11 protein-coding genes are annotated in these 12,237 nt (G+C 72.3%); 6 read left to right on the top strand and 5 right to left on the bottom strand.

From position 1 onward, the window contains the following. Positions 1-184 precede the first annotated feature (184 nt). Positions 185-1,291 (bottom strand): saccharopine dehydrogenase family protein, encoded by a 1,107-nt coding sequence (locus tag GGQ63_RS20595; RefSeq protein WP_183858501.1) that lies wholly within the window; start codon positions 1,289-1,291, stop codon positions 185-187. Between the two features lie 109 nt (positions 1,292-1,400). Between GGQ63_RS20595 and GGQ63_RS20590 the strand changes: the two genes are divergently transcribed. Together GGQ63_RS20590 and GGQ63_RS20585 are read left to right on the top strand one after the other, a co-directional pair. Continuing rightward, complete coding sequence (locus tag GGQ63_RS20590; protein WP_183858500.1) at positions 1,401-1,853, top strand: Lrp/AsnC family transcriptional regulator; 453 nt, start codon at positions 1,401-1,403, stop codon at positions 1,851-1,853. A 176-nt stretch (positions 1,854-2,029) separates the two neighbouring features. Next, positions 2,030-2,950: a pseudouridine-5'-phosphate glycosidase gene (locus GGQ63_RS20585; RefSeq protein WP_183858499.1), complete on the top strand. Its 921-nt coding sequence runs from the start codon at positions 2,030-2,032 to the stop codon at positions 2,948-2,950. Positions 2,951-3,470: 520 nt separating this feature from the next. Here GGQ63_RS20585 and GGQ63_RS20580 read toward each other — a convergent pair. From GGQ63_RS20580 to cckA, 3 genes are all read right to left on the bottom strand, one after another. Beyond that, entirely contained in the window at positions 3,471-3,845 is a 375-nt protein-coding gene (locus GGQ63_RS20580) for a hypothetical protein (RefSeq protein WP_183858498.1), read from the bottom strand. Positions 3,846-3,933: 88 nt separating this feature from the next. Next, complete coding sequence (locus GGQ63_RS20575) at positions 3,934-5,184, bottom strand: cytochrome P450 (RefSeq protein ID WP_183858497.1); 1,251 nt, start codon at positions 5,182-5,184, stop codon at positions 3,934-3,936. Then, on the bottom strand, positions 5,181-7,787 hold the full coding sequence (gene cckA, locus GGQ63_RS20570; protein WP_343061238.1) for a cell cycle histidine kinase CckA: 2,607 nt from the start codon (positions 7,785-7,787) through the stop codon (positions 5,181-5,183). Before cckA ends, GGQ63_RS20575 begins: the two co-directional genes overlap by 4 nt. Positions 7,788-8,188: 401 nt before the next feature. Between cckA and GGQ63_RS20565 the strand changes: the two genes are divergently transcribed. Further along, complete coding sequence (locus GGQ63_RS20565; RefSeq protein WP_183858496.1) at positions 8,189-9,595, top strand: flagellar biosynthetic protein FliO; 1,407 nt, start codon at positions 8,189-8,191, stop codon at positions 9,593-9,595. 123 nt (positions 9,596-9,718) lie between these two features. Here the strand turns inward: GGQ63_RS20565 and dksA are convergent, their stop codons facing one another. Next, on the bottom strand, positions 9,719-10,135 hold the full coding sequence (dksA, locus tag GGQ63_RS20560) for an RNA polymerase-binding protein DksA (protein WP_183858495.1): 417 nt from the start codon (positions 10,133-10,135) through the stop codon (positions 9,719-9,721). A gap of 394 nt (positions 10,136-10,529) precedes the next feature. Between dksA and GGQ63_RS20555 the strand changes: the two genes are divergently transcribed. From GGQ63_RS20555 to GGQ63_RS20545, 3 genes are all read left to right on the top strand, one after another. After that, the gene (locus tag GGQ63_RS20555; RefSeq protein ID WP_183858494.1) at positions 10,530-10,976 is read left to right on the top strand and encodes a hypothetical protein; all 447 of its coding nucleotides are present in this window, start codon (positions 10,530-10,532) and stop codon (positions 10,974-10,976) included. A gap of 115 nt (positions 10,977-11,091) precedes the next feature. Beyond that, positions 11,092-11,589, top strand: a complete 498-nt coding sequence (locus tag GGQ63_RS22145; protein ID WP_246429908.1) for a BA14K family protein — start codon at positions 11,092-11,094, stop codon at positions 11,587-11,589. A 77-nt stretch (positions 11,590-11,666) separates the two neighbouring features. Continuing rightward, positions 11,667-12,215, top strand: a complete 549-nt coding sequence (locus tag GGQ63_RS20545) for a SixA phosphatase family protein (RefSeq protein ID WP_183858493.1) — start codon at positions 11,667-11,669, stop codon at positions 12,213-12,215. Positions 12,216-12,237 lie beyond the last annotated feature (22 nt).

Here is a 12,237-nt window from a genome sequence, read left to right as displayed (position 1 = left end):
CGGCCGCTGCCGCGGCCTGCGACGCCGAGGCCGGAAGCCCTCTCCCCCCTCGGCTCGGCTGTTGCCGAGCCGAGCGCGGAAAAGGCGAAGTCGGCAACAGCCGGCTTCGCCGGCAGGGTGAGGGCTCTTTCCTCCTCCTCGGCCGATCACGGCGAGACACCCTCGCCCTCGCGGCCGGCAGCGCTCAGGCGGCGGCGCGGGCGAGCCCCGGCTCGGCATAGGCGGCGCCGAAGCGGTTGGCGAGGAAGGCGTCGAGCGGGATGTCCTCCTGGCGGACGAAGCCCTGCTGCGGCAGCCGGCCCCCGGCGAGGAGATCGAGCACGGCGCAGATGCCGGCGGCGGTGGTCGTCTGGATCGCGCTCCGCTCCGGCCGGCCATAGATCTTGCGCACGAAGCTCTCCTGGAGCAGACGGCCGCCGCGCTCTCCGGCGACCGTGACGAAGACGAGGACGACATCCTGCATCGTCGCCGGCAGGGCGAATTCGAGGATGTCCTTCAGAAGCGCGCGCCGCTCGCCGAGCCGCAGGTCCTGGATCAGCGTCTTCATCACCGCGCAATGGCCGGGATAGCGCACCGTCTTGTAATCGAGCGTGCGCACGCGCCCCTCGAGCGTCTCGCACAGCGTGCCGAGGCCGCCCGAGGTGTTGAACGCCTCGTAGCGGACGCCGTCGAGCGCGAACTCCTCGCGCTCCTCGAGCGGCGGCACCTCGCAGCGGCGGCCGGCGACGATCGCCTCGCAGGGCTCGTCATACTCGTTGATCACGCCCTCGGTCGACCAGGTGAGATTGTAGCCGAGCGCGTTGGAGGGGAAGAGCGGCAGCGCGCCGACCCGCATGCGGACGCTGTCGAGCGTGTCGAAGCGGCGGATCAGGTCGCTCGCGACGATCGAGACGAAGCCCGGTGCGAGGCCGCATTGCGGGATGAAGGCGCTCTGCGCCCCGGCGGCGAGCGCCTTGGCGAGCCGCGTCGTCGCGACGTCCTCGGTGAGGTCGAGATAATGGATGCCGGCCGCCCGCGCGGCCTGCGCGACATGGCGGGTGACGTGATAGGGCGCCGCCGAGAGCACGGCGAAGGCGCCCGTCATCGTGGCGGCGAGCGCCGCCTCGTCGGCGACGTCGAGCACGCGGGTGGCAACAGCCGGATGGGCGGGAAGGCGCGCGAGCGGCGCTTCGGCGCGATCGACGACGAGGACGCGGTAATCGCCCGTCGCGGCGAGCAGCGCGGTGATCGTCTCGCCGATCTTGCCGGCGCCGATGATGAGGATGGTCTTCGCCACCGCCCGGTTCGTCATGATCTTTCCCCTCGTCCGTCCGATCCCTCTTCCGGGGCAACGGTAGCGGGGCGGCGCGTCCGGACGGAAGATTGCAGACTGGACGGAACGGCGGTAGATTTCCGACAGAATGTCTATCTCTGCCGACGATCTGACGCTCGATCCGACGGACCGCACGCTGCTCGCCCTGCTGCGCGAGAATGCGCGCCGCTCGATCGTCGAGCTCGGCCGGGCGGCCGGCCTGTCGCGGGCGAGCGTCTATGCCCGGCTCGAGCGGCTCGAGCGGCGCGGCGTGATCGCCGGTTATACGGTGCGCCTCGGCACCGCCTTCGCCGCCGGCCGAGTGCGCGCCCATGTGCTGATCAAGATCGCCGGCCGGCTCGGCAGCCGGATCGAGGCGCGGCTCGCCGCCATTCCCGAAGTGGTGACGCTGCACGCGATCAGCGGGGAATACGATCTGATCGGCATCGTCGAGGCGGCCGATCTCGCGGCGCTCGACGGACTGATCGACACGATCGCGGCGATCGAGGGGGTGGAGCGGACCAATTCCTCCATCGTCCTCGCCACCAAGATCGAGCGCTGAGAGGCCGCGGGGGAGAAAGGCGGGCGAGACTCGAGCCCGGCGAAGGCTCGAGCCCGGCGAAGACTTGAGCCCGGCGCGCCGCTCGTCCATGGTCGTCCGACCTCCCGGGCCGGCTCGGCCGCCCGTGGCCCCTCCCCCGGCGCCGCCCCTGCGCTCCGATCGCGAGTGATTCGCCCATGACCGCCCTTTCCGACGATCTCGTCCTCTTCGGTGCCGAGGCCGCGGCCGCGCGCGCCGCCGGCCGGCCGCTCGTCGCGCTCGAATCGACCATCGTCACGCACGGCATGCCCTGGCCGCAGAATGTCGAGACCGCCCGCGCCGTCGAGGACGTGGTGCGCGCGGCCGGCGCGGTGCCGGCGACGATCGCCATCTGGGAGGGCCGGATCCGGGTCGGCCTGTCGGACGAGGACCTCGTCGCGCTCGCCAAGGCGGAGGGCGTGATGAAACTGTCGCGCGCCGATCTCGCCTATGCGCTCGCCACCGGCCGGCCGGGCTCGACCACCGTCGCGGCGACGATGATCGCCGCCGAGCGGGCCGGCATCGCGGTGTTCGCGACCGGCGGCATCGGCGGCGTGCATCGCGGCGCGGAGACGAGCTTCGACATTTCCGCCGACCTGCCGGAACTCGGCAAGACCGGCGTCGTCGTCGTCTGCGCCGGCGCGAAGGCGCTGCTCGACATTCCGAAGACGCTCGAAGTGCTCGAGACCGAGGGCGTGCCGGTGGTGACGGTCGGGCAGGACGGCTTTCCGGCCTTCTGGTCGCGCGAGAGCGGCCTGCCCTCGCCGCTGCGCATCGACGACGCCGCCGGCATCGCCGCCTTCGCCGCGGCGCGGCGCCGGCTCGGGCTCGCGGGCGGGATGCTCGTCGCCAATCCGGTGCCGGCCGAAGCCGAGATCCCGGCCGCCGAGATGGAGGTCTTCATCGCGGCCGCGATCGCCGAGGCCGAACGCCGCGGCGTGCGGGCGAAGGCGGTGACGCCCTTCGTGCTGCAGCACCTGTTCGAGATCACGGCAGGCCGCAGCCTCGCGACCAACATCGCGCTCGTGAAGAACAACGCCCGGCTGGCGGCGGAGATCGCGGTGGCGCTCGCCGGCTGAGGGGGGCTCTGCGCGCCCGGAGAAGAAAGGGAAGGCCCTCACCCCGGCCCTCTCCCACTCGGCTCGGCTGTTGCCGAGCCGAGCGCGAAAAAGGCGAAGTCGGCTGCAGCCGACTTCGCGCGGCGGGAGAGGGGGAGCCAGGCGTTGTGCTCGTTCGGTCGACGCATCGCGACCGTGCCGCACGGCCGGGTTCCCCCTCTCCCGCTTGCGGGAGAGGGCTTCCGGCCTTGGCGTCGCAGGGAGCGACAGCGACCGAGACGGTTAGGCCGGAAGGGTGAGGGTGTCTTGCGGTGCCAGCCGAAGAGAAAGAAAGAGCCCTCACCCCGGCCCTCTCCCACTCGGCTCGGCTGTTGCCGAGCCGAGCGTGAAAAAGGCGAAGTCGGCTGCAGCCGACTTCGCGCGGCGGGAGAGGGGGAGCCAGGCGTTGTGCTCGTCCTTTCGACGCATCGCAGTCGGCGCATCGCGGCCGTGCTGCACAGCCGGTGCCGCGCCCCGCTGCCTCGGGCGCAGCCGGTCTCGCTCAGGGCGTGCAGCCGAAATTCTTCAGGAGGCGCTGCGCGATGTCGAGATGGCCGGTCGCGCCGGGGCGCGTGAAGTCGGAGAGGAGGAGGAGCGAGGTATCGCCGTTCTCCTCGACGATCGCGTGGAAGGGCACGAAGGCGCCGGCGCCGCCGGGGCTCACCTCGCCGCAATAGCCGTGGCCGTTGCGGGCGAGCGACTTCTTGAGATTGCGCAGGCGCGCATCGGCCGGGGCGGCGAAATCGCGGGTGGCGAGCGCACCGATCGACCGGACCACCGCGGGATCGAGCCCGCTGTCGGTGCCGTCGACCACCTGCTGCGCCGCGGCCGGCGCCGAAAAGGCGAGGATCGAGATCAACGCGGCGGCTTTCTTCAACAGGTCCTCCCGAGGCTCTTTTCCGCCCGGCCGACAGGCGCCGGGATTGGGCCTTTTTCGTGGCCGGCCGGCGACGGGGCGCGCCCGCTCACCAGGCGACGTCGAGCCGTTCGAGGCCGTGAAAATGCCAGCTGTCGCGATAGCGGGGCGCGCCCGCGAGGGCGAGCCGCGGCAGGCGCTCGAAGAGGATCGGCAGCGCGACTTCGAGCTCGAGCCGGGCGAGCGGCGCGCCGATGCAGAAATGGATGCCGGCGCCGAAGGCGAGATGCGGCCGCACCGGGCGGGCCGGATCGAACCGGTCGGGATCGGCAAAACGCGCCGCGTCGCGGTTCGCCGCGCCGAGCAGCAGGCCGAGGCTGTCGCCCTTCGAGAAGGCGATGCCGGCGATCTCGCAGGGTTCGAGCACATAGCGCTGGAAGAGATGGAGCGGCGGATCGAAGCGCAGCGCCTCCTCGGCGACGGCCTCCGGCCCGCCGGGGCGGGCGAACCAGCCGGCCGTGTCGAGCCCCGATTCGAGGATCGCCTTCACCGCATTGCCGATCGAATGCACGGTCGCCTCGTGGCCGGCGTTCAGGAGCAGGATGCAGGAGGCGATCAGCTCGTCCTCGGAGAGCCGCTCGCCATCCGCCTCCGCCGCGATCAGCACGCTGATCAGATCGTCGGCCGGGGCGCCGCGCCGCTCGGCGACATAGCCGCGGAGAAACCCGACGAAGGCCTCGGTCGCCGCGACGGCCGACAGCTCCGTCTCGGTCGAACGGCCGAACTGGTACATCGCCACCATGCGGTGCGACCAGTCGAGCAATTGCGGCGCCATGTCGACCGGCACGCCCATCATCTCGGCGATGATCGTCACCGGGATCGGCGTCGCGAAAGCGGCGATGAGGTCGACCGAGCCGGCCGCCTCGAAGCCGTCGATCAGCCTATGGCAGAGCGTGGCGATGCGCGGCCGCAGCCGCTCGATCTGGCGGGAGACGAAGGCCCGGTTGACGAGGGTGCGCAGCCGGGTGTGGGCCGGCGGCTCGCGCGACAGCATGGTCAGCCGGTCGAGATCGTAGAAGGGCCGCGTGTGCGCCGGTTCCTCGGGCATGCCGAGCTCCTCGCGCGTCGCGACGTGCAGGATCTCGCGGCCGAGCCGGCGGTCGCGCAACAGCGCGTTGACCGCCTCGGCCTCGGTGAAGCACCACAGCCGGTGATCCTCCCAGAAGAAGGCCGGGCCGAGCGCCCGCGTCGCGGCGAAGGCGACGTAAGGGTCGGCGACGAAGGCCGGATCGTGCTGGTCGAGCCGGACGCGGGCGGTCGCCGCATCGATCGCGAAGGAGGCGGGCAGCGCGCCGCTCATTGGCCGAGCGTCTCCTTCACCGCGGTGACGAGCTCCTTGATCGTGAAGGGCTTGGGGAGGAAGCCGAACACCTCGCCGGGCGGCAGGTTGCGCGCGAAGGCGTCCTCGGCATAGCCCGAGACGAAGATGATCTTGAGATTGGGGTGATCCTTGCGCAGCTCGCGCAGCAGCGAGGGACCGTCGAGTTCGGGCATGACGACGTCGGAGACGACGAGATCGACCGGGATGCCGCTCGTGCGGATGAAATCGAGCGCCTCGAGGCCCGACGCCGCCTCGTGCACGCTGTAGCCGCGCGAGGCGAGCGCCCGGGCGGCGACGATGCGGATCGCCTCCTGGTCCTCGACGATCAGGATCGAGGCGCTGCCGGTCAGGTCGGCGTGCTCCGGCGGCTTGTCGGGCGCGCGCTTCGGCTTTGCCGGCACCGCCTGGACGTGGCGCGGCACGAAGATGTGGAACACCGTGCCGCGGCCGGCCTCGGTGGTGAAATGGATGTGGCCGCCGGTCTGGCGGACGATGCCATAGACGGTGGCGAGGCCGAGGCCGGTGCCCTTGCCGACCTCCTTGGTCGAGAAGAAGGGCTCGAAGATGCGACCCTGGATCTCGGGCGGGATGCCGGTGCCGGTGTCCTCGACCTCGAGCAGGACATAGTCGGCGGCCGGCAGCGACTTGTAGGGGAAGCCCGCCACCTCGTCGGCGGCGACGTTGCGGGTGCGGATGGTGAGCGTGCCGCCTTTCGGCATCGCGTCGCGCGCATTGACGGCGAGGTTGATGACGACCTGCTCGAGCTGGTTGGCGTCGGCACGGATCGGCCACAGGTCGCGGCCGTGCACGAAGGCGAGCTTGACCTTCTCGCCGACCAGCCGCTCGAGGAGGACGGAGACGTCCGACAGCAGGTCGCCGACCGCGATCACCTGCGGCAGCATGGTCTGCTTGCGCGAGAACGCCAGGAGCTGGCGGACGAGGCCGGCCGCGCGGTTGGCGTTCTGCTTGATGTTCATGATGTCCTGGAAGGACGGGTCGCTCGCCTTGTGATTGGTGAGGAGGAGATCGGAGAAGCCGATGATGGCGGTCAGCACATTGTTGAAATCGTGCGCGATGCCGCCGGCGAGCTGGCCGACCGCCTCCATCTTCTGCGCCTGGCGCAGCTGCAGCTCGAGCGCCCGCTGGTCCGTCATGTCGAGCGCATAGGCGGTCGCCATCTCGTCCTCGTCCTCCGAGGCGTCGGCGATCGGCGAGATGTAGAAGCGGACGCTGCGCGCGCCGTCGGCGGCGACGGTGGCATCGACCGGCGGCATGTCGCTGCGGCCGGCGAAAGCGTATTCGAGCGCGGTTTCGAGGCTCGAGCGGTCGCCCTCGACGACGAGATCGACGAAGCGGCGGCGGCCGTCGCCCGGCTGCGGCCCGAACAGGCGCAGGAAGGGCGCATTGGTGCGGCCGATGCGGCCGCGCCGGTCGATCGTCGCGATGGCGAAGGGCGTGTGATTGAAGAACCGGTTGAAGCGCACCTCGACGGCGCGCAGATCGTCCTCGACGTCGCCGCCGCGGCTGCGGTTGAGCACGATGGTGCGGGTGGCGCCGGGCGCCCCGTCGGCATAGGGCACGCGGTGCAGCAGGCGGACCGGCAGGCTCTGGCCGTTCCGCTTCAGGAGGTCGAGATCGACGATCTCGGTACGGCTCTCGCCCGTCCCTTCGGCGGCGGCGAGAAGCGCCGCGCCGTCGCCGCGGATGATGTCGCGCAGCCGGAGCCCGCCGGGCTCGAAACGGGCGAGATCGATGCCGAGCCAGTCGGCGAGCGTCGCGTTGAGATAGACGATGCGGCCGTCGGGCTCGGCGGAGAGAAAGCCGGCCGGGGCGTGGTCGAGATAGTCGATCGCGTGCTGCAGTTCCTGGAAAGCCGTCTCCTGCTGCTCGCGATCGGCGGTGATGTCGGCGATCTGCCAGACGGCGAGCGTGCGGCGATCCCCGGCGAAGAGGCGCGAAACGGCGCCGCGGCCGGAGCCGTCGCCGAGCGCGAGCGGCCGCACCGCGATGCGATACCAGCGCGCCCCGGCGATCGCGGGGACGGCGAGCGGACGGGTGAGCCGCACCTCCTCGACCGCCATGCGGCCCTCGCGGAGCGCGCGCGACAGGCGGAAGACGGCGTCGCTGCCGACCGGATCGCCGCCGAAGGCGCGCTCGACGGATCTGAGGTCGCGCTCGCCCTCGGCGCCGGTCAGCCGGGCATAGGCGGCGTTCGCATAGACGAGCCGGCCCTCCGCATCGGCGAGCACCAGCCCGTCCGACATGCCGTCGAGAAAGGCGCGGGCGATCGTCTCGCCCTCGCGGCGGCTGCCGAAGCGCAGAAGACCGATCGCCGCGGCGAAGAGGGTGAAGACGCCGACGACGGAGAGCAGGCCGAGCAGCGCGAGCACGAAGGGCTGCGCCGCGGCGGCGGGCAGGAAGGCGAAGGCGATCACCGCTCCGACGAGCACCGCGGCGAGCACGAGCAGCCGGCCGATGCCGCGCGCCGCATCGAAGCGATCGACGGCTGCCTCGGGATGCGCGATGCCCGCGGAACCGTCGCTGCTGTCGTTGATCGCCTCGCGGCCTTCGGCACGCTGCACGTCGTTCGGCTCCGGGCTCGTGCCTGTCGGGGCGCCACCGCGCCCGCCACTCCTCGTCCGGGCGCTCCGCCTTCGAATCGCGCCCGTCCGATCCTTGGCCAGAATGGCCGAGGACGTCACGCGAATTCAACGGGATCGCCCGGGGATCGCCGCACGGGAGCGGCATCGGACCGGTCGCCGGCGGGGTGGGACGACCGCCGCGGCGATGCGTCCGCGAGACACAGCGCGTCCGTTTGCGCTTTCTCAACCGGTTTTGCCGTGCAAGGGCTTGAAAAGGCCGAGTTCCCGGCGGAAAACCACAGAATGCATGCCGGACCTCGTGCAGCCCGCCCCTCCATCGTCTTCCCGAGGCCGGGGCGACGAGCGGGCATCGGGCACGGGCGGCGGGCCAGGAGAGGTTGATGCGTGAGTTCCTGCAACCGATGTTCGGCGACACGGGCGCGCTGATCGTGCAGTTCGTCGTGACGCTCGCCATCGTCCTCGTCCTGATCCTGATCGCCGTCTGGCTGATCCGGTCCTTCTCGGCCGGCCGGCTCGGCGGGGCGGGACGCGGGCGCCAACCGCGGCTCTCGGTGGTCGACGCTCTCTCGATCGACGGCCGCCGCCGGCTGGTGCTCGTCCGGCGCGACCAGACCGAGCATCTGATCCTGATCGGCGGACCGAGCGATCTGGTCGTCGAGCCCGGCATCCACCGCGTGCCGCGGCCGCGGCCCGACCAGACTGCGCGCCCCGAGACGGGCCGGATCGAGCCGGCGCGCGCCGAACCGCCGCGTCCCGCCGCCGCGCCGACGCCCCGCGCGCCCGAACCGCCGCGCGCGGCGGAGCCGCCACGGGCGCCCGAGACCCGCCGCCCGCCGGTCGTCGCCGCGGCCGAGATCGAGCCGCCGCCCGCGACGTCGATGCCGCCCGTCGCGCCGGTGCTGCCCGAATTCGCGATCGAAGCCGAGACCTCCGGCATCGACGAGCCGTCGCGCCGCCGGCCGGTCGCCCGGCCGATCCTCTCCGACGAGCCGGAGGTCGAGGCGCCCGCCGCGGCCGAGCCGCAGCCCGTACCCGCGCCGCCGGCGCCTCCGGCCGACGAGGAAGAGGACGACCGTCCGCTGCGCGGCCGGCTCGTTCCGCCCTTCCTGCTCAATCGCCGCGCCCGCGACGCGGCGGCGCAGCCGGCCCCGCCACAGCCGCCGCCACAGGCCGAGCCGCGCGCCGCGGAACGCGGGCCTCGTCCGCCGCGCCCCGCCGCCGCCGAGCCGGCGCCCTTGCCCGAACTGCCGGTCGCCGTGCCGGTGCGGCCCTATCGCCCGGAGCGCGTCGTCGCACAGCCGGCGCCGTCGCGCGCCCCGATCGAGCCGCCGCCGGTCGTCGCGCCGCCCGTGGTGGCCGCGCCTCCGGCCGAGGAACCGGCGCCCCAGGCCGAGCCGGCCCGGCGCCGCGCGCCGCTGGCGACGCCGACCGTCGCCCCGCCGCAGCCGCAGCCGCAGCCGCGGCCGAAGCCGCCGGAAGGCCGGCTGAGCCGGCTGGAGCCGGTGTTCGACGACGACGAACTCGACGACGAGCACGGCCTCTCGGACATTCCGGGCGGGGCGATCGAGGAGGAGCCGGTATTCGGCGCGCGCCGCGCCGAGCCGCGGCCGGCCGCTCCGCCGGTGCAGGCCCCTGCCCCGCGGGAGCCCGAAACGGTCGCGCCGCAGCCCGAGGACGAGCCGGAAGCCGCGCCGCCGCCGGGCGAGAAGCCCGCCTCGCCGATCGGCGATCTCGAGCGCGAGATGGCGCGCCTGCTCGGCGAGATCTCCAACTCGCGGCCGCGCTGAACCGAAGCGCGGGGGCATGGCGCCATACGGCGCCTTCCCCCCCGATCGTCGAGCGGCGAACAAAAAGGGCGCGAGAACGATGCCGTTCCCGCGCCCTTACCTTTTGCGGCCCGCCGCGGCCGCTCAGTCGTCGCGGTAGACGCGCTCGCGCCGCTCGTGCCGCTCCTGCGCCTCGATCGACAGCGTGGCGATCGGGCGGGCGTCCAGCCGCTTCAGGCTGATCGGCTCGCCGGTCTCCTCGCAATAGCCGTAGGAGCCGTCCTCGATCCGCTGCAGGGCGGCATCGATCTTGGCGATCAGCTTGCGCTGACGGTCCCGGGCGCGCAGCTCGATCGCACGGTCGGTCTCGGAAGAGGCCCGATCGGCGAGATCGGGGTGGTTCTGGTTCTCGTCCTGCAGGTGCTGCAGCGTCTCGCGCGATTCCTTGAGGATCTCGTCTTTCCAGGTGAGGAGTTTCAGCCTGAAATACTCTCTCTGCCGCTCGTTCATGAATGGCTCGGAGTCGGTGGGACGATACTCTTCGACCATTTCCAACGTCATGAAGAACCCTCGAATGGGTGCCGTCGCGGCGCGGAATATAGCGATGCATCCCAACGTTCTCAATACGATAAGGGAGAGGCACGATGCCCGCTCCGTGGTCGCCCGCAAAGCCGCGGCGGGCCTCGGTTTCGGACCCTTTGCAGCGAATTTAGGCGGGAAAGCACGGAGGGCGCCGCCCCGGTCCGCGGGCGCATTGTCCGGGGCGAGTCGCGGCAAGGGAGGCGGCGGCGGAGCGGGCGGCGGCGGCGCCGTTACGGTTAACGTCTTCCTAAGACCCTTTCGCCATGCTCTGCCGGTCCGGCGCCGCGCCCGGCGGACCGGAGGGCGGATCCCCCGGGCTGATGCGCGGACGCCGGCCGGACGGCCGGACACCCGGAGCGGCAGGAGGTCGATCATGACGACGGAAGGGCCGGGCGGCGCGACCGCCGGGGCGCGGGGCGACGCGCCGCAGATTTCGGGGCCGGCCGAGGCCGAGGCGCTCTGCTCCTCGCTCGCGCAGACCATGCAGATCCTGCTCGAGCTGATCGAGGCGGAGACGACGCTGGTGCGGGCCGGCAAGCTCGTCGCGGCGGGCGAGCTCGAGCCGCGCAAGAGCGCCTATGCGAAGCTCTATCTGAACGGGCTCGACCTGCTGCGCATCGTCGGGCCGCAGCTGCGCCAGCACGCGCCGGAGGCGCTCTCGATGCTGCGCGGCCTGCACGAGGAATTCCGCGCGCTCCTCCAGATCCACATGACGGCGCTCGCCACCGCGCGCGCGGCCATCGGCACGCCGCGCGCGCCCGCCGCCGCCCCGCCGCGGCCGGCGCCGACGCGGCCGGTCTCGCTGCGCGCCGCGGGCTGAAAGCCGGCGGCGGACCGGTGATCCCGATCACATTTCCGTCCCGAGATCTTTGCTAGAACGATCCCGGGCCGGCGCCGCGAAGAGATCGGCGCCCCGTCATGGGGGAATGAAGATCATGATCCTGAACCGTCTCGTCATCTCCTTCGTCGCCGGGATCGGCGCGCTCGGTCTGCTCGCGACGGCCGCTGCCGCGCAGTCGGGCCGCTGCGATTCCTATGCCCGCGATTATGCCGACAGCTATGCGAACCCGACCGGCAATGCGGTCGGCGGCGCGGTGGTCGGCGCGGTCGGCGGCGCGATCCTCGGCGGCATCATCAAGGGCGGCCGCGGCGCCGGGGCGGGAGCCGCGATCGGCGGCACGGCCGGTGCGCTCGCCGGCGGGGCGCAGGGCACGCGGGAATGGCAGCGCCGCTACGACCAGGCCTATGACGACTGCATGGCGCAGCAGGTGCGCCAGCAGCGTCCGGTGCTGCGCGAACGGCCGGTGGTGCGCGGCGCGCCGGAGCCCTGGACCGATGAGTGGTACGACTACTGCTCGGCCCGCTACCGCTCCTTCGATCCCGATACCGGCTATTACCGGGTGCAGGGCGGCGGCCGGCGCTTCTGCCGCTGATCCGCCGACGCTGACGATCTCGACAAGCGGCGGCCCGGCAGCGATTGTCGGGCCGCCCTTCCATCCGAGTGCCGTGAATGCCCCGCCTGCTTCTGTTGCGCCACGCCAAATCCTCCTGGGACATTGCGGGGCTCGCCGATTTCGACCGTCCGCTCGCGCCGCGCGGCCGAAGGGCGGCCGGCCTGATGGGCGAGCACCTCGCCACGCACCGGCTGATGCCCGACCGCATCCTCTGCTCGAACGCCCGGCGCACGCGCGAGACCCTCGCCGCGCTGCTGCCCCATCTCGACCGCGAGATCGACATCCGGCTGACCCAGGCGCTCTACGACCGGCCGGCGGGATCCTATATCGACGCGATCCGGCGCGACGGCGCAGCGGCCCGCACCCTGATGCTGATCGGCCATAACCCGGCGATCCAGGATGCCGCCATGATGCTGATCGGCTCCGGCAATCCGGCGCTTTCCGAGGAGATCGGCGCCAAGTTCCCGACCGCCGGCCTCGCCGTGATCGATTTCGCGCAAGCCGACTGGACGCGGATCGAGCCGCGCGCGGGCCGCGTCGTCGCCTTCTTCCGGCCGCGCGACCTCGAGCTGGTCGGCACCGAGCCCCCCGCCGACGACGAATAGGCCTGTTTTCCGCCGCCGGCCG

The sequence above is a fragment of the Prosthecomicrobium pneumaticum genome (assembly GCF_014199915.1).
In the GTDB taxonomy this organism is placed as follows: Bacteria; Pseudomonadota; Alphaproteobacteria; order Rhizobiales; family Kaistiaceae; genus Prosthecomicrobium; species Prosthecomicrobium pneumaticum.
Note: the sequence above shows the minus strand (reverse complement) of the source record. Positions and strands in the feature narration are given on the sequence as shown.